This window comes from Enterobacter sp. DVT3837 (assembly GCF_056238685.1).
In genome coordinates this window covers 101,972-118,163 of record NZ_JBWDLA010000003.1, presented here as the reverse complement: position 1 = coordinate 118,163, position 16,192 = coordinate 101,972, and the positions used below count along the sequence as shown (strand labels likewise).

Sequence of the window (16,192 nt, the reverse complement as noted above, 5' to 3'; positions counted from 1 at the left end):
GGTCTGTAATGTTCAATGTGTGGCAGGCAAGCCGCCGGTGACTTAGGGAAGGTGCGAACAAGTTCCTGATATGAGATCATCATATTCATCCGGAGCGCATCCCAGAGGGACATCATGAGCCATCAACTCACCTTCGCCGATAGTGAATTCAGCACTAAGCGCCGTCAGACCCGAAAAGAGATTTTCCTCTCCCGCATGGAGCAGATTCTGCCATGGCAGAATATGACCGCTGTCATCGAGCCGTTTTATCCCAAGGCGGGCAATGGCCGACGGCCCTATCCGCTGGAGACCATGCTGCGTATTCACTGCATGCAGCATTGGTACAACCTGAGCGACGGTGCCATGGAAGATGCCCTGTACGAAATCGCCTCCATGCGCCTGTTTGCCCGATTATCCCTGGATAGCGCCCTGCCGGATCGCACCACCATCATGAATTTCCGCCACCTGCTCGAGCAGCATCAACTGGCCCGTCAATTGTTCAAGACCATCAATCGCTGGCTGGCCGAAGCAGGCGTCATGATGACCCAAGGCACTTTGGTGGATGCCACCATCATTGAGGCACCCAGCTCTACCAGGAACAATGAGCAGCAACGCGATCCGGAGATGCATCAGACCAAGAAAGGCAATCAGTGGCACTTTGGCATGAAGGCCCACATTGGTGTCGATGCCAAGAGTGGCCTGACCCACAGCCTGGTCACCACCGCGGCCAACGAGCATGACCTCAATCAGCTGGGTAATCTGCTTCATGGAGAGGAGCAATTTGTCTCAGCCGATGCCGGCTACCAAGGAGCGCCACAGCGCGAGGAGCTGGCCGAGGTGGATGTGGACTGGCTGATCGCCGAGCGTCCCGGCAGGGTAAAAACCTTGAAGCAGCATCCGCGCAAGAACAAAACGGCCATCAACATCGAATACATGAAAGCCAGCATCCGTGCCAGGGTGGAGCACCCGTTTCGCATCATCAAGCGGCAGTTCGGCTTCGTGAAAGCCAGATACAAGGGGCTGCTGAAAAACGATAACCAACTGGCGATGTTATTCACCCTGGCCAACCTGTTTCGGGTGGACCAAATGATACGTCAGTGGGAGAGATCTCAGTAAAAACCGGAAATAACGCCAGAAATGGTGGAAAAAATAGCCTAAATAGGCTGATTCGATGTGTTTGCGGGAAAAAAATCGGCCCAGATCCGCGAAATTTTAATCAGCGAGTCAGCTTGGGAAGAAATGACCTGCTTATTCGCACCTTCCTTAATATAAAGACACAAGCAGAGACATTTTTGGCACGATATAAAAACGCTAAGTTAAAAAATCACTATGACGTGTTGGGTATCAAATGTTCACTGGCATAAACCTCTGTTTCTGATGTAAAACAGATTTTCTGAGGAGGCGTAAAACCTCCTCGTACTGCGAAATTGATTTAGTGATAGCGATCGATCACGCCAACCAGATAGTGGTCGGTTTGCTGCATGTTGATGCCCGCTTTTTTAGCGCTGCGGACTTCATCCAGAATGATTTGCAACAGCGTCCCGTCCACGATTTCCTCTTTTCTGTATCGCTTCAGGAAGTTAATCGCTGACTTATCGTTTGCTGCCTGGGCGTCTTCCGTCAAAGAGGTCAGCGCATTAATGCGCTTCTGGTAATCGCTTACCGTCTGCTCAAACAGATCTTCCAGCGTGGAAAATTCACCGCACCGGGCGTGTTGCTCCTGTAACACCGGCGTGGCGCCGCTCTGTTTGATGTATTCGTACATGCGCATCATTTGCGTCACCGTATTTTGCGCCTGATGACGCAAAAATAGTGCGGTGCCATTAAGGCTATTCTCGCTGCACCTCTGGCTGAGCTGAAGATACAAATTTGAGGTATAAAACTCCTGATTCATTTGCGCATTCAGTTTTTGAACTATTCCGCTAGCGATCATAGGACTTCCTTATTTCTTGTCATCTCAGAAAACGGTCACTCTTCGAAAAAACAACCAGAATAAAAGCGATTCTTTCGCTTTTTTTATTGCGCCTGGTTACGCAGTCATATTCATTTTAAGTCGGGATGCTCCTTATTTAAATATCCAACCCTACTATCGCATTTCTATCTGGCATTATTCTGTGATGGTGTTTCGATATTCACACTCCCTGTGCCAATCCTTTCTTATCGACAGTAGGAAACTTCCTCCGGCTATTCTGCTGAACACGATTAGGGGCACTGTTGCAAAGTTAGCGATGAGGCAGCGTTTTGTCTTATTCAAAGGCCTTACATTTCAAAAACTCTGCTTACCAGGCGCATTTCGCCCAGGGGATCACCATAATAAAATGCTGAGGCCTGGCCTTTGCGTAGTGCACGCATCACCTCAATACCTTTGATGGTGGCGTAAGCCGTCTTCATGGATTTAAATCCCAGCGTGGCGCCGATTATCCGTTTCAGTTTGCCATGATCGCATTCAATCACGTTGTTCCGGTACTTAATCTGTCGGTGTTCAACGTCAGACGGGCACCGGCCTTCGCGTTTGAGCAGAGCAAGCGCGCGACCATAGGCGGGCGCTTTATCCGTGTTGATGAATCGCGGGATCTGCCACTTCTTCACGTTGTTGAGGATTTTACCCAGAAACCGGTATGCAGCTTTGCTGTTACGACGGGAGGAGAGATAAAAATCGACAGTGCGGCCCCGGCTGTCGACGGCCCGGTACAGATACGCCCAGCGGCCATTGACCTTCACGTAGGTTTCATCCATGTGCCACGGGCAAAGATCGGAAGGGTTACGCCAGTACCAGCGCAGCCGTTTTTCCATTTCAGGCGCATAACGCTGAACCCAGCGGTAAATCGTGGAGTGATCGACATTCACTCCGCGTTCAGCCAGCATCTCCTGCAGCTCACGGTAACTGATGCCGTATTTGCAGTACCAGCGTACGGCCCACAGAATGATGTCACGCTGAAAATGCCGGCCTTTGAATGGGTTCATGTGCAGCTCCATCAGCAAAAGGGGATGATAAGTTTATCACCACCGACTATTTGCAACAGTGCCATTTTTTTTTACTCAATCACATCACCCTTTTATTTTTTCCATAGTGGTTTGAAGGCCAACGGTATGAAAACGTTCGGTTTCTTACGCAAAAACGGCGTAGCAGGGTTAATTCAGGTAGTTACTGACACCTTTCTGCTAAAAAAGCCTTGGCGTAGGATCTTTTCCCTTTTCCAAGCGGCCTCCTAAATCCGCACAAATTAGTTATTTATTCGACCATGATAGTGGGGCAATCCTTTATTTTTCAAGGGGAAAAATTAAAAAACATTAACAACAGAAAGGTTTCTGCTTTTTTTAAATAAAAACAGCAGGTTATCTTCTTATCGTGGTTTTTTACATCATTGGACCTCAAACCCCTATTAGCCTTGAGCTGGAGCGCCGGGTTGCCTGTAATGGTTCTCATTTAGCCTTAGTTAGAGACGAAGCACGTCAGTGCGTAAAATCCGTGCCTGCACGCTACAACTTGACTCAATTTTTCGATCAGGCAGAGCTGGAAAAACACGATAAGGTCACAGGGCTGCGACCAGACGTGATGTTGTATGATACGACTGGCGAAAGGCGTTGCTACGTAGAGATTTGTGTCACACACCCCTGCTCTCAAGACAAGATCGAAGCCGGTATCCCGATTCTTGAGTTTAAGGTCCAATCTGCCTCTGATATTCAGATGTTGCTTACCGGGGCCTACTCGATCAAGGAGAAGATCCTGAGAGTATTCAACTGGCTTCCCCCGTTTCAATCTGTGGACACCTGTAGCGGCGTCTGCTCAGTAGGTAACGTGGATATGTCTGTCTGGAGTTTAAGTGGTTCCGGCCGACTCAACGAACAAACGATGCCGCTCGCTGAAGTGGATTTAACAATCAATTCTGACGTGAACACATGGCCTAGATCGTTAGGGGCCGCTGAGCTGGCTGATAACTTACGAGCTTTTATCCGTCACGCCGATCCTCATTCACTATTTCCCAACTGCATTATGTGCGAGCAAGCAGGCCGATGGGAGGATGGCTATCTGCAATGTCACAGTAAGGCAAAGATCGTTCCCTACACCGAGGCCCGTCAGTGCGCCAATTACAAGGTTAAGGCATGACAAAAAGACTGACTTGGGAGCAGAAAAGTATTGTCAGCCATGACACCGGACATGCGTTGGTAAAAGCCGTACCTGGTAGCGGGAAAACAACCACACTTGTAAAGCGCGTTGAGCGGCTGGTCAAGACGGGAACTGATCCTCGCTCCATTCTGATCCTGATGTACAACAAGTCGGCGCAGGTGAGCTTCACGGAGAAGTTGAAGACGGCACTGATGTCGAGCGTGATTCCAGAAATCCGCACGTTCCACAGCTTGGCCTTAAAGATTGTTGGTTACGGAGAACGCCAACAGATAATCAAGAAGAAAGACCTCATTACTCCAAGCGACTACCGCTATGAGCAACTGGTAAAGCAAGCCTACCGCTATGGCTTTGACCATGAGGCGAATTATATTGACCCCAATGAAATTGAAAACTTCGAGCTGTTTATTGCTCGCTGCCGGGCGGCGGCCGTAACTCCTGTTGATGCTGCCAATGATCCAACGTTCAGCAACATCAAACGGGAGTTTATTCGCGCCTATGGCCGCTATTGTGAGCTGCTGGAGGAAAACAGTCTGCGAACCTTTGATGACTGTTTGATTGAGGCTGTCGCACTGTTGCGTAATGACAGCAGCCTTGGTGCCCACTTCAAGCACATCATTGTTGATGAATATCAGGACGTTAACCTGATACAGCATGACATGACCCGCTTGCTATCTAAGTCGGATACGTCAGTTATGGCTGTTGGTGATGTTAACCAGTGTATTTATGAGTGGCGTGGTGCTCGACCAGACTTTATCGGCGGACTGTTTGAAAGGCACTACCCGAATACGAAGGTGTTTCAACTGTCATGCACGTTCAGATTTGGCCATGAGCTTTCCTTGATGGCTAACTCGGTAATTCGGCGCAACTCTACAAAGCTGACCAAGCTTTGTGTCAGTCATCCTAGCACCCCCAAAACAGAGGTCAGATTGCACTTTGATAACTGCCTATCCAAGGTGCTATCAAACCTCTCGGTGAGCAGTGGAACACAAGCCATATTGTCCCGCACTAAGGCGAACCTTGCTGAGGCGGAAATTGCTTTACGCCTGTGTGGGCTACCTTATCGCTACCTCAATGGTTCAAGCGCATTACACACCCGCACCGAAATCGGGATACTGGTAGTTGGCGTCTTGCTGTCTGTGTACGGCGATCTGCGGCTACTGGAAAACCATCCCAACAAACAAGCGATTGTTTACGGCTTTCTGAAGGAGGCTGGTTTTAGCTGGCAGAAAGGGCAATTCAAAGCGGCGCTCAGTGGATTGATGGCTCCGCACGCCGACCTATGGTCTGCTCTAGGTCAGTTATTCGAGGGCGCACAATACCAAAAAGATCGGCTGGGCAGGCTCGCCACTATCTGCCAGAAAGACGGAGAGGAAACGCCTGCTATCGATGTGTTACGACGCCTGAGTATGGAGGGTTTCATTGATAGTGTTGGCTCTGAGGGTGTAACTCGCACTGGATCGAACGACCAGCAACGAGGGGTCGTGAGGATCGGGGAGCTACTTGACTCCAGTAAGATCGATTCCCGCACGTTTTTAAACCTTATCTTGAATCCAGGCGAGGCTGCTACTGACTGCGATCCCTTCATTCTTTCCACATTGCATGGTTCCAAGGGGCTGGAGTGGGATAACGTAATACTGATCGGGCTGAATGAGCAGGAATTTCCTGGCGGCAAACCCGATGATGTTTACAGCGTTCGCACATCGATGAACACCCCTCCGGCCGAAGAGGAAATCGAGGAGGAACGTCGGCTGTTTTATGTCGGTATCACTCGCACAAAACAGCAGCTAAATCTGGTTGTCCCTCTTGATGAAGGGCTTGCGCGGTGGCTCAAAAACCGCTGGGATAGCACCCCGAAGAAGTCACCGATAGCTACTCGCTTCGTCTATGAGGCTGGCTGGACTGCTTGTGCGGTTGCCAGTGATGCGATCTATAACAGCACGGTAGAGAAACAGAAGGCTGACTTCAGCAAGTTTCACCAATGGTATCTAAGAGATCTTCAGCGGCTAAAAGTCTAGGGCTACCGATACTTTTCGATTTCAGACAGGTGCTCGTTATCCAGATCAATTGTGGCTTTTCTTTCAGAAGCGAGCTTCTTCGCTCGCTTTGCATACTGAAGCCCCTTGGCTGGCTGCTCTCCGCGTAGGATCTGTTCAGCCTGCTTGCTCGTGCTGTGCCCCAGAAAGCGTTCGTACTGCTCGTCAGATACCTCAGTGCTGTTGTGGTCAACTAAAACTGGCCACCGCGTTAGAGTTTTTCCAGTATCGGTTTTCTGATTCGTTTGGTGGTAACCCACCATTATATTCGTGCGGTCTTAGTGCGCTGTAATATCCAACGATATAGTCCGTTATTGCGTGAGCTGCATCGCTGAAGCTTACATAGCCCGTCGCTGGCACCCATTCGTTCTTCAGACTCCTGAAGAAGCGCTCCATTGGGCTGTTATCCCAGCAGTTTCCACGCCGACTCATACTCTGCCTGATCCGGTATCGCCACAGTAACTGCCGGAACTGCCTGCTCGTATAATGACTGCCTTGATCGCTGTGGAACATCACCCCGACGGGCTTACCACGGGTTTCCCATGCCATTTCCAGTGCTTTCATGGTAAGCCTGCTGTCCGGCGAGAACGACATGGCCCAGCCCACTGGTTTTCTTGAGAACAGGTCGAGAACAACGGCGAGGTACGCCCAGCGCTTAGGTCCATTATCCGGCACAACCCTGCAACCACCGTGATTTCTGTATATTCCGTTTCCGGAAAAGGCCATAAAGACGCCTACCCCATTAAGTTCAAATGGAGCATAATCTGCATCATTGAGAGTTAATTTGCCTTTTAACGCCATAGCGACCTACATCCATATAAATGATGTGGGTATAGTACAAATATATGAATCAAAAGCTAAGTCTAATATATTACAAGTTGTAACCACCGGTCTCATGAACCGATATTCAGAATTTTCTTAGAAACCACAACCAGGATCTCTGATTGTGGTAATGCAGGAACGCAATCCGGCAGTTCTCATTCACTCAACGTCCCCGTTGTGCAGATGAACGCTATACATAAGCCGACGTTTATAAAGGGAAACAATAACTCAGAAAGCGTGCAAGCGGTGCATTCATTGAGGGATTCTATGTGAAATAGCGAATCACTAAAGTGATGACTGCCCCTAACAGTGCCACGACCGCCAACAATTTTAAAATATGTGCTGAAATCGTATCTGTAAACATCACCATTACACCAGTGATAATAAACGCAATTGCAGCCAACCACATACTTGCTGTGGAAACTATGGGGCTCGCAACCCCGAGAATATCACCGAGACTATTGCCAAATGCAAATATAAAAGCAATCAGTGCTGGCCTAATCCACTTTTCGTTACGAGCATAATAAGAGTCATTGATATCTGCCATCATTTTTACCTCGAATTGAACGTAAGCCATTTGAATTTCTTAGTTCTTGTGAATGTTCGAAGGCTAACATAGCCTCATTGTGATCTTTGATACTAACAGTTTTTCTATTGTGTATTATTCAGTGTGAGTAGATTCATTTTTAGTGCTAACACCATGAATGACAATTGTTTTACCATCAGGCAGATGAACCCCTATCAAACGAAGGACAAAACCTCGCCAACCAGAATTTGCTTCCTTTATGCAGCGATACAGTTCGTTATTTTCGTTTTTCAGTTTATTCCATTCAAGAGAAAGGGTCTCGGAATCTAACTCTGAGATGTGTTTCACTTCATTGTTTATGCGTACAGTATTCATACCACTCCCAGTCATAAATAATCTCCATAGGTTTGATAAACAGGTTGAACATTGACAAAACTTCTTGTAGCAAGCTTTATCAAATAAGAATGCCATTAGGCTAACATAGCCTCATAGTGCATGTTGCTGCTAACTGGGCGTTTTTCATAATTGTTGATTTTTATTATTTGGCTCTTTCTTTCTGAATGGATTGCCATGACGGTTAAAAAATTCGTTCCAGTGATGTCGCAGGTATTCAATATTGATAGGCATTTGCAAGCGGGAAAAATCAATTTGCTTGCCTTCCAGTTGTAGCAAGTCTTTATCGACGGAGAGCACATCCGGGCTGAAACGGGCTTTCATTGAATCAGGGTCGATTGAAAAGTGCCAATTGTCAAAGAGGGTGTGGATGTCACTTCGCAGTAGAATCCCGTTTGTCACATCCGGCTCACCACCAGCATGACGGGGTTTAATGTGCGCTGCCTCAGTTCTTTGTCTGGCTCGAACGCCGGTAAGAACACACGTACCGGCGCAGTTTTTCCGGACATCTTCGGAAAATGGTGCCTGGTCCGGGCTCGACATTGTGATTTGTTCCTGCCCCTCCTGATACGTTCGGGAAGGAAAAGTTACTTTTGTTGATGTTACTGCGGGGATCGAGAGATAGGCAATTCCTCGCCGACTGAACTTTCCTCCATTAAAAACCTTCCGGATGGAGTAAGTCATGCCCACCAGGACAGGGTTACTCATTTCGACGATTTTGCTTTTGCAGTTTTCAACCGGATATAATTTTATGAAAGAGCCGGTGAATATGTCATAGGCTCCGTCTGGACGCTCAACACACAGAACAACATGTTCAAAGTAGTCCCTTGAGTCAGCGATAACCCAGTTGCCGGTCATGATCCGTTTCGTTTGGCAGGGACCCGTTTTGAAGATACCAGGCTTCAGGTCTGGAGTTAAGGTTCCAGTTTTCCCGTCCGTGCGAATGGAAATAATTTCCCCTGTTAACCCCAGCTCTTCCAGTTTCTGGAAGACAGGGCGAAGCCTGACGGGTTGAGGCTTATTCACTCTGGTGTTCATGTTGTTTCCGGTTTGCATCCCATTGTTCATTCAGGTTGGCACTGGCGTCCACGCCTAGTCATAAAAACGAGCCCTCGTCGCTAAGAGGCCTGTTCACGGCGTCCACATCAGAATCTCTTCAAAACTCATGAAATCCGTTATAGGTCAGGCAATCAATCAGCCAGATGCGAAGCTAGCAGGTCTCATTATCTCACAGGCAAAGCACCAACCATGCGGAGGGCATTCATTACTTCGTTAATACCAAACATTTCCTGTTCCGGCCATTCTTTCCCCGCTAATGAACATGCCGTGCAAGCTGAATTAAAACTATTAACGCGTTCACGATGCAGGGCCAGTAGTGCGACGACGATCAGCTCTCTTTCTTTTCCAACCAAATCTTGAATGCCCATAGTATGAATCCTAATTTGATTAACTTAATTGGCTATTTTACCCAGGGCATCACATAACTGTTATCCGGGCGCATCACAATGGTCCGATCCTTTTTATGTTCAATCGTCCATGTTTCCTGGCGTCGGAATTGCTTTGTCGCATCAACAACGATGACCGCGACAGTCTCAGAGTGATTCTCAATGAGGACGCAACCGCCCTCAGACGTAGTGTTGCCGTTAGCATCTGGGCATTGGCTGCTCCCGAATATAAGTGCTTCCTTGCCGTGGTCATCCATTCGCCAGCCCGGACTCATCACGATAGTCGGCTCCCTGAAAGGTCCATTCGTGTATTTCTGATACACTCCACTTTCCGTCGCACCATTTGCCAGGTCGCAACCTGACAGGCCCGCAGATAAAATAACAATGGTCGCTTTTAAATATCCCGTAAGGTAATTTGGCATTAGTGGTATCAACTCTGTCGGTTTTCAATAAAATGGTGGCGTGCAGTCAGCACATCTCAGAATGAGGTGCCTAACCAGGAAACACTGTCATCCGGTATAGGCTGGATTTTCCATCTATTCCTCGGTACCGAGGAAATCAGCCCAGCGAGCAGCCAGCCGGTCTGTATCCAGGTCATACACCAACGGGTTGAGCGTTTTGCCTTCAAACAGCTCTCCCGCCTCGATGCCCGGTTTAAAATGAACGGTGAGTGTGGACGGGTCTATACCCATCAGATCCGCGTCAAACAGCGCGTGCATTGTCGGCGTCAACAGGATGCCGTTCGAAGGGTTGTAGCGCGTCCCATGCTCGATATGAGCCGCTACCAGCACACCACCATTAACCCATCCCGTGACCGCACACCGACCCGCGAAATTCTCAACAAGGAGATTCTTGAATTTTGTCTGCGCTGCGCCGCTCCGCTGGGTCACAAAGCGCTCGCAAGGCTCTCCCTGAATGTCCACGTCAGGTTTTCGCTTCCGTTCGCTGGTGGCGTTCTCAGAGCGTTTTAACGGGATTCGTGGATAAGCCAGATTGTAGGCAGCGCCTGTGGTCATTTGTTCGATAACGGCCGGTGCATATCCATCCGCTTCGAGCTTACGGTAGGCGGCACGGTAGTCCTGCTGGGTTTTCACCGGAAAAATGTCGCCGCCGGTACCGTTACCGGGCGCGGAGATCTGTCGCACATACCGGAATATCTCCGAGCCAATCATCCACCAGCTGTTGTAGTTGAGCATGCAGCTCAGCGACCGTCATAACTTCAATTTGAGTTGTCATCAGATTTCCCTACTGAGTGATATTTAAGCAGGCAAGAACCATCCCACTGCCGAGCAAAACACAGGCCAGAAAGGTCGTACAAAGTTCCCACGCATCTCTGAGTCCTGAGCTGATGGCATTTATTTCATGATCGTCTGCCTGCTCAATGAGCCAGTCGACGTATTCATCGTGCTTTTTGTTAGAATCCATATTGGTTAGTGCTTATCATTTCCGGCCGTTCTGTGTGGCCGTCAGGAGGGTACTACTTACTTTTCTCATCTGACGGAAGGTATCGGAAAGTGTGCTGATCGGATGGCCTTCATTTCCTGCGGCCGCAGAATCACCGGCAACAAATTTCATGGCCACGGATACCTGATACGCCAGCCCAGAAAGAGCGGTATCGAACTGCTGAGCCTCTGAGCCAAAACGATAGGCATCCTCAACCGAGGCTCCTGTCAGCCATGCGTGTGCGATGAGTCTTCCTGTTTTTTCCGGGTTGTCGCGGGACACATTCGAACTGACGGTACTGCCAATAAGGTGATAAAGAAATCCGTCGCACCTCTCAGGGTATTCCCACATCGATTCACAGTACTCGTCATAGGCTCTCTGGATAGCGGCCGGGGACAACATGGACAGCTCCGGGTATATAGCCTGGAATTGCTGGTGGTATTCCGGATCGAGTTCGTCAACGTCACTGGATTTGAGCTCCAGCTGCTCCAGTCCGAACTCTCCCGCCCGGGGCCACAACGAGGCGAAACACTCCGGATTTCCCATGTACGCGCATGTCGCGGCGATAGCGTGGTTCCATTCCCACTCCGCTGATTTAACCTCGTTAAACAAAGATTCGGAAACCGGCGCGAAGCCACTGACAAAATCCGTGTTCCAGAGATGCGTGTAGGCACCGGGATTTTCATACACCGGCACATCCCATTCAGGCCGTGGGGGAAGACGGTCGAGTGTAAAGGGCTGGCGAAGGATCATGGACTGCCCCCGGTAGACAAAATCCCCCTCACCCTCGACAGGATTACCGAGAAGCAATCTGGTCGCATCCGCATTACAGGCGTCACGGTCAGGATATTTCCGGGGCAAATACGCATTGAAATAAGGGTGGTAGATCGCCTGACTATGGTCGGTATTATTGATCTCACGAGAATATGGCGCCGGGAAGACCGACCACTCCTCAATAGCCTCTGAGGCGGTCATTGTTGCCTGCGGAACGAGGTCTAAGGCTGTTGCCAGGTTATGGCCATTCTGTTTCACCAGTTGGACAAGTTTCTCGAACACGAAAACATTATCGCCATATACCTGATAGCTCACACCGGGGATACCGTCTATTGAGCGGAGCCTTTCGCGAATGACATCATCGTTCATATGATGATTGTGGAACTCATCCATACAAAAAAACCTACCAGCAGGTACTTCACGGCTCATAACGAATTCCTCACGGATTATTGAGACTCTACTTCAGACCGGTCTAAAGAGATGAAAGCGATGTACATCATAACATCAGCCAAGTCGGTGACTAATAGGTTGCATGACCTCATCATCAGTGTGAGATGTGCCCCACAGTCGTCTTACCCGTATCAACCTCCCTTGGTAGTTTGATCGGTCATATTGAAAGTCTGTTTGCGCTCTGTTGTAGGGGAAAAACAATCACGCTTTTTGCTTTCGCGCATCAAATGCACAACGCCTTTGCTGGCGTGCCCCAGATCAAACACAACGACCTGTCCAACCTCTATGCCCTGCCCAACCAGCTCCGGATCAATCATCATGACCTGGCCTAAATGCTCTGACTTTTGCTCAGTTCTAAACATAGTAACCCTCTCTTATTAAAAGCTAACGTTTATGGTGTAACTGAACTGGCGACTGCCATGAGTCAACAGCGTCAGATACATCATGAAGTTGCATGTCCTCATCCAACTAGTGCTTGTTAACTACAAAACATCGTGCCCGACATTAACAATGTGCAGCCATCAGTATCACGTATTTGACAATTGTGCCCTGGCAAGGCCGCCCGCGAATTTCGAGTAAACAGGAAGAAAATAAAAAGAAAACAAAGAGTTATAGCCTGATGTATACGCGCCGATCGGGAATCAGGCGAAGCCTGACCGCACGGAAGGGTCTGGCAGGGGGCATTAGGGATGAGGACATGCAATTGTGTTATCACGTCCGCACCAGCTGTCGTGGAAATCATCCCCGGCCGGTTAACCCGGTTTCGGATGTTCACCAGTTTTCCGGGTAGCAAGGCCAGCTCATCCAGACATCGAGCACCTCGGTATCACTGACCGCCGCAGCGTAAATCCCGGCACCCGGGAAGAAATAGACAGGCAGGCTGGCGGCGGGTGACGTGCTGTCATCCGTCAGGGAGCCGACAACCTCATGCGGCCCCCGGAGTAAATCACCCAGGTAGTCATCCGGCCTGATGCCGTTGCGGGATGCAGCCATCTCCACAAACTCCGCCAGCGGATGGCGGGTCGGATAACCCCTGAACACTTCATACGATGGCGAAACACATTCGCCGCTGGTGGACCGCCCCCAGTACCCGGCCAGTTGTTCCGGACCGAGTCCACAGGCATGTTGGGTGACCTGTGCTTTAAACTGTTCGAACGTATTCATTCCTGAAGTCCCTGTAGGGTATATTTGGCAAACCTCCCTGCCAGCGTCACTACCGGCAGGACACCGCATTGTCAGACGCGACCACCGGCTATGAACCGGCAAGACGTCAGTCGCCCGCCAGCCCGGGTGAGGTGGAATACAGTTTACCAGTTCCGGCCGACTGACTTTGCCGCCAGGAGACGCTAATTACACTATTATTGAATCTTTGCATCTTCGATGACCAATATCGCCCCGACGCTGAACGCTACTGGAATGCATCTCTTGCCACGATTGAAAGGATCAAACACACCTACCGCGCAAAAATCCGGAACTCCTGATCCAGTCTTTCGGCCATAACAGCCCAACGCTAATGTATGTCCATTAGCGTTGGGCTGTTATGATGGCTGTGCCAGTTTATATTACCGGACTGATCATGATAGGTACTCTGAGACCATGTAAGAAATGAACAACCCATTACTGCTTAAGGCGAGCAAGTAGATTTTGTTTACGTTTCCATGCCCGCCAGGCCCGTAACTCCCCAGCCCCCTTCAGAGCAATGAGAAATTTGTTGGTCCTTCAGTTGTTGCCACCTTACTGTCTTCGCAGGCCGTCAGGCAGACACTTTTAAGTCGGTGGTTGTAGAGGCCAATACGGGCGATTTCCTGGAGATAATCCCGTTCCTCCATCGTTAGCGACTGCCCTTCCTGTGATTTTGTGATCATGTCCTGCCAGTTCAGCAATTTCTCGTAATTCACATGCTCACTGGTGTCGAGACAATGCAGACGGAAGTAACGTATAAACAGCGGAAATTCATCAGTCTGGGCTATATTGGATGCTCTGACGGTGAGCCGACACAAACAAACGATGGTGTCCTGCTGCATTCTTATCAGCGTATTCATGCTCTGGGGTAAGATGTCCGGCAGCTTCATGTAGCAGTCGGAAAGACGCTGGAGAAGTGGTCCTGCTTCCGCAGGCTCACGGCCCTGATAAACCTTCAGGGGTTCAGTCCCCAGTTCCTGCATCATGGGATGATACAACCACTCTCGTGACTCCGTCTCATCAATGATAATTTTCTCGATACGTTCGCTGTAGGTTCCATCTCGCCTGCCAAGTTGTACCTGACTGATTTCGTATTCTATATCCGGCAGATCGATACGTAATGCTGCTACCATTTCCGAGGGATGGAGATGGTCGAACGTCAGCTTCCCGGCCACGCTGCGATCGGTATCAAGAAACACGGCGACACAGAGGTCGTTAACCTTCACAAACAGATCTGCCGTGGCGCCGAACATGCTTCCGCTGCCGCTTACCTCATCAAGTGGCACCTTCCCGCCTTCATAACCGGCCAGAAGATGCGGGAAACCGAGAAGATGTCTTTCCCGGACAACTTCAATAATTTTTCCCCGAATCGCCTCCATCAAGCCGTCACAATCACCGAAGAGGTCCGTGGTGTGGCTATAGTGCCAGAGTTTGACCTCACCCTGCCTGGCGATCAAATCCGTACGACACCCGGGGCAGATACAGTTGCATGCACTCCCTCTGCTTACTTCCGTGATGTCCAGATACCGTCCAGTTTCGCGATGGAGTCCGAAAGGAATCCCATAGGTATAGCTCTTTCGCATGTTATTTCCCCCGCAGCATACAGACATTCACTATATCGGACGAAAGCAGTATGACATTTCGATAAGAGGTCTTTTTTCATGAGTTTTTAAGTTGCTTTTATTACTGTGGCAGGGGCAAATGGATAAAGCGATGGCAATTCTATGCTGGTAAAAAGCTACTTTTCCGGTTGCCCGTCCCTCCACCAGCAGTGAGACTTATTAATACGGACGGAACCGGAATTAGTGAGCATTCCAACAGTGGGCTCACTTTCAGGACGAAAGCTGATTTAATATAAATACTGGACCCTACATTCAATCCAGTTTGTGTTGATCAATATAACCCATCATAAATTGCATAAGTTCCGGGTCACTCCGGGCAGAAAAAAGTACAGTCACTACGTTTTTCATCGCACTTGTCGCATTGCTGGCGTCAATAGCATTCTTGTCATTTATAATTGCATTATTCCCAATTTTATTAATCTGATTAATTACTTCATCCTCACTGATGCTTGTACTCCGGATTGAATCAAAAATCGGGTAGGCCTGCGCCGCATATTCAGTGAAGCGGACAGCATCAAGGCTCGATGCCAACGCCGCCTTTTCCTGTCGGGAATATACCGCCAAAGCGGTCTGACTCAGCAACTCCGAAGGCGTCTCGCAGGCCGCAGTACTGGTGTTCCCCTGGATCATGCCCATTCTGAAAAAATTCGAGACAACCTTGTTTATTTCATCATTCATTATCTGGCTGAAACCAACTTTTGGGTCTGAGGTAGTGAAATTTGCCCTGTAGTTCTCAAGCGCCAGAGAGGCAACCTCTGCGTTGCCCGTCTGAGTTGCGTTACAGGCGTAACGGTAACCTTCATCCAGTTTTTGACTGAACTCGTTTAGGCTCGCCGCGTTTAAATAAAAGGAGATGAATGGAAGAGTTAAAATTAATAAAGGTTTAATTCCCATGCGTTTTACCACAACAGAGCAAGTAAAGCATTTTAAGTGAAGTTATTACTTTTCTGATTAAACTAATTCCCAGAGGTGGTAATAAATAATTTAATAAATTTATATGTTCAACAGACGATTTCATAAACCTCTTTTTGTTAAACGTCGGCTGTATAATGGTTCCCGGGATTTTCATTTTACTGACGAACCAGGGTCCATACACTGGCGGGGACTTTATCGTAGAGTTTTTTCATTGTCAATTCAGCTTTTCGATGGTCATATGCCCCGGAAATTTCTAGTGAAACTATACCAACATTCTTTTCACAGAGTCGTTCAAATACTTTTTCCAGTGTGTCAAATGAAGAGCACTTACGAAATTTCATCAAATACGCCTGTTTAGTTTCGGACATGGTCAACCTTAAGTTATTTTCAGCAAAAGTACAGTATCCCAATCTTATGTGGATTTGTTCCGGGAATCTAATTTTTTTTGCAACTATTTGACGTATAACTCCGGCTCGTTG

17 protein-coding genes and 1 pseudogene are annotated in these 16,192 nt (G+C 48.8%); 3 read left to right on the top strand and 15 right to left on the bottom strand.

The genetic code is table 11. The annotated features are described in order from the left end of the window. Positions 1-114: 114 nt before the first annotated feature. A complete protein-coding gene (locus tag AC0XWG_RS23655) occupies positions 115-1,095 on the top strand; it encodes an IS5-like element ISKpn26 family transposase (RefSeq protein WP_040115270.1) in 981 nt (326 codons plus the stop codon). 316 nt (positions 1,096-1,411) lie between these two features. On the opposite strand, the gene AC0XWG_RS23650 is transcribed toward AC0XWG_RS23655, so the two are convergent. Both AC0XWG_RS23650 and AC0XWG_RS23645 read right to left on the bottom strand, forming a co-directional pair. After that, positions 1,412-1,912 carry a non-heme ferritin-like protein gene (locus tag AC0XWG_RS23650; protein ID WP_001752509.1) on the bottom strand — a complete coding sequence of 167 codons (501 nt, stop codon included), beginning with the start codon at positions 1,910-1,912 and terminating at the stop codon, positions 1,412-1,414. A 326-nt stretch (positions 1,913-2,238) separates the two neighbouring features. After that, on the bottom strand, positions 2,239-2,943 hold the full coding sequence (locus AC0XWG_RS23645) for an IS6-like element IS26 family transposase (RefSeq protein WP_001067855.1): 705 nt from the start codon (positions 2,941-2,943) through the stop codon (positions 2,239-2,241). 385 nt (positions 2,944-3,328) lie between these two features. Between AC0XWG_RS23645 and AC0XWG_RS23640 the strand changes: the two genes are divergently transcribed. Beyond that, complete coding sequence (locus AC0XWG_RS23640; protein WP_223866328.1) at positions 3,329-4,087, top strand: hypothetical protein; 759 nt, start codon at positions 3,329-3,331, stop codon at positions 4,085-4,087. Beyond that, positions 4,084-6,123 (top strand): ATP-dependent helicase, encoded by a 2,040-nt coding sequence (locus AC0XWG_RS23635; RefSeq protein WP_040115271.1) that lies wholly within the window; start codon positions 4,084-4,086, stop codon positions 6,121-6,123. Before AC0XWG_RS23640 ends, AC0XWG_RS23635 begins: the two co-directional genes overlap by 4 nt. 207 nt (positions 6,124-6,330) lie before the next feature. Here AC0XWG_RS23635 and AC0XWG_RS23630 read toward each other — a convergent pair. The 13 genes and pseudogenes from AC0XWG_RS23630 to AC0XWG_RS23570 form a co-directional block, all read right to left on the bottom strand. Next, positions 6,331-6,798, bottom strand: a pseudogene (locus tag AC0XWG_RS23630) (IS3 family transposase); the annotation flags it as partial. A gap of 430 nt (positions 6,799-7,228) precedes the next feature. Further along, the gene (locus AC0XWG_RS23625) at positions 7,229-7,540 is read right to left on the bottom strand and encodes a hypothetical protein (RefSeq protein ID WP_032610398.1); all 312 of its coding nucleotides are present in this window, start codon (positions 7,538-7,540) and stop codon (positions 7,229-7,231) included. Between the two features lie 84 nt (positions 7,541-7,624). Beyond that, positions 7,625-7,879 carry a hypothetical protein gene (locus tag AC0XWG_RS23620; protein ID WP_022652197.1) on the bottom strand — a complete coding sequence of 85 codons (255 nt, stop codon included), beginning with the start codon at positions 7,877-7,879 and terminating at the stop codon, positions 7,625-7,627. A 129-nt stretch (positions 7,880-8,008) separates the two neighbouring features. Beyond that, a complete protein-coding gene (locus tag AC0XWG_RS23615; protein ID WP_022652196.1) occupies positions 8,009-8,920 on the bottom strand; it encodes an HNH endonuclease in 912 nt (303 codons plus the stop codon). A gap of 185 nt (positions 8,921-9,105) precedes the next feature. Continuing rightward, entirely contained in the window at positions 9,106-9,309 is a 204-nt protein-coding gene (locus tag AC0XWG_RS23610) for a hypothetical protein (RefSeq protein WP_022652195.1), read from the bottom strand. 32 nt (positions 9,310-9,341) lie between these two features. Further along, positions 9,342-9,749 carry a hypothetical protein gene (locus AC0XWG_RS23605; protein WP_015063157.1) on the bottom strand — a complete coding sequence of 136 codons (408 nt, stop codon included), beginning with the start codon at positions 9,747-9,749 and terminating at the stop codon, positions 9,342-9,344. 114 nt (positions 9,750-9,863) lie between these two features. Continuing rightward, entirely contained in the window at positions 9,864-10,523 is a 660-nt protein-coding gene (locus AC0XWG_RS23600; protein ID WP_015063156.1) for an HNH endonuclease, read from the bottom strand. 244 nt (positions 10,524-10,767) lie between these two features. Further along, complete coding sequence (locus AC0XWG_RS23595; protein WP_015063155.1) at positions 10,768-11,973, bottom strand: hypothetical protein; 1,206 nt, start codon at positions 11,971-11,973, stop codon at positions 10,768-10,770. Positions 11,974-12,125: 152 nt separating this feature from the next. Next, positions 12,126-12,356, bottom strand: coding sequence for a hypothetical protein (locus AC0XWG_RS23590; RefSeq protein WP_022652194.1), 231 nt, complete (start codon positions 12,354-12,356; stop codon positions 12,126-12,128). Between the two features lie 409 nt (positions 12,357-12,765). Then, entirely contained in the window at positions 12,766-13,158 is a 393-nt protein-coding gene (locus tag AC0XWG_RS23585; RefSeq protein WP_022652193.1) for a hypothetical protein, read from the bottom strand. A 527-nt stretch (positions 13,159-13,685) separates the two neighbouring features. Further along, the gene (locus AC0XWG_RS23580) at positions 13,686-14,759 is read right to left on the bottom strand and encodes a competence protein CoiA family protein (protein ID WP_022652192.1); all 1,074 of its coding nucleotides are present in this window, start codon (positions 14,757-14,759) and stop codon (positions 13,686-13,688) included. Between the two features lie 291 nt (positions 14,760-15,050). Then, positions 15,051-15,692 (bottom strand): hypothetical protein, encoded by a 642-nt coding sequence (locus AC0XWG_RS23575; protein ID WP_040115272.1) that lies wholly within the window; start codon positions 15,690-15,692, stop codon positions 15,051-15,053. Between the two features lie 176 nt (positions 15,693-15,868). Continuing rightward, the gene (locus tag AC0XWG_RS23570) at positions 15,869-16,081 is read right to left on the bottom strand and encodes an Hha/YmoA family nucleoid-associated regulatory protein (RefSeq protein WP_022652191.1); all 213 of its coding nucleotides are present in this window, start codon (positions 16,079-16,081) and stop codon (positions 15,869-15,871) included. Positions 16,082-16,192 lie beyond the last annotated feature (111 nt).

Excerpts from the sequence above, each read along its gene's own strand:
- AC0XWG_RS23590 (WP_022652194.1), bottom strand. The coding sequence starts at position 12,356 with ATGTTTAGAACTGAGCAAAAGTCAGAGCATTTAGGCCAGGTCATGATG.
- AC0XWG_RS23620 (WP_022652197.1), bottom strand. The coding sequence starts at position 7,879 with ATGACTGGGAGTGGTATGAATACTGTACGCATAAACAATGAAGTGAAA.
- AC0XWG_RS23605 (WP_015063157.1), bottom strand. The coding sequence starts at position 9,749 with ATGCCAAATTACCTTACGGGATATTTAAAAGCGACCATTGTTATTTTA.
- AC0XWG_RS23570 (WP_022652191.1), bottom strand. The coding sequence starts at position 16,081 with ATGTCCGAAACTAAACAGGCGTATTTGATGAAATTTCGTAAGTGCTCT.
- AC0XWG_RS23650 (WP_001752509.1), bottom strand. The coding sequence starts at position 1,912 with ATGATCGCTAGCGGAATAGTTCAAAAACTGAATGCGCAAATGAATCAG.
- AC0XWG_RS23580 (WP_022652192.1), bottom strand. The coding sequence starts at position 14,759 with ATGCGAAAGAGCTATACCTATGGGATTCCTTTCGGACTCCATCGCGAA.
- AC0XWG_RS23610 (WP_022652195.1), bottom strand. The coding sequence starts at position 9,309 with ATGGGCATTCAAGATTTGGTTGGAAAAGAAAGAGAGCTGATCGTCGTC.
- AC0XWG_RS23615 (WP_022652196.1), bottom strand. The coding sequence starts at position 8,920 with ATGAACACCAGAGTGAATAAGCCTCAACCCGTCAGGCTTCGCCCTGTC.
- AC0XWG_RS23625 (WP_032610398.1), bottom strand. The coding sequence starts at position 7,540 with ATGGCTTACGTTCAATTCGAGGTAAAAATGATGGCAGATATCAATGAC.
- AC0XWG_RS23600 (WP_015063156.1), bottom strand. The coding sequence starts at position 10,523 with ATGCTCAACTACAACAGCTGGTGGATGATTGGCTCGGAGATATTCCGG.
- AC0XWG_RS23655 (WP_040115270.1), top strand. The coding sequence starts at position 115 with ATGAGCCATCAACTCACCTTCGCCGATAGTGAATTCAGCACTAAGCGC.
- AC0XWG_RS23595 (WP_015063155.1), bottom strand. The coding sequence starts at position 11,973 with ATGAGCCGTGAAGTACCTGCTGGTAGGTTTTTTTGTATGGATGAGTTC.
- AC0XWG_RS23645 (WP_001067855.1), bottom strand. The coding sequence starts at position 2,943 with ATGAACCCATTCAAAGGCCGGCATTTTCAGCGTGACATCATTCTGTGG.
- AC0XWG_RS23575 (WP_040115272.1), bottom strand. The coding sequence starts at position 15,692 with ATGGGAATTAAACCTTTATTAATTTTAACTCTTCCATTCATCTCCTTT.
- AC0XWG_RS23635 (WP_040115271.1), top strand. The coding sequence starts at position 4,084 with ATGACAAAAAGACTGACTTGGGAGCAGAAAAGTATTGTCAGCCATGAC.
- AC0XWG_RS23585 (WP_022652193.1), bottom strand. The coding sequence starts at position 13,158 with ATGAATACGTTCGAACAGTTTAAAGCACAGGTCACCCAACATGCCTGT.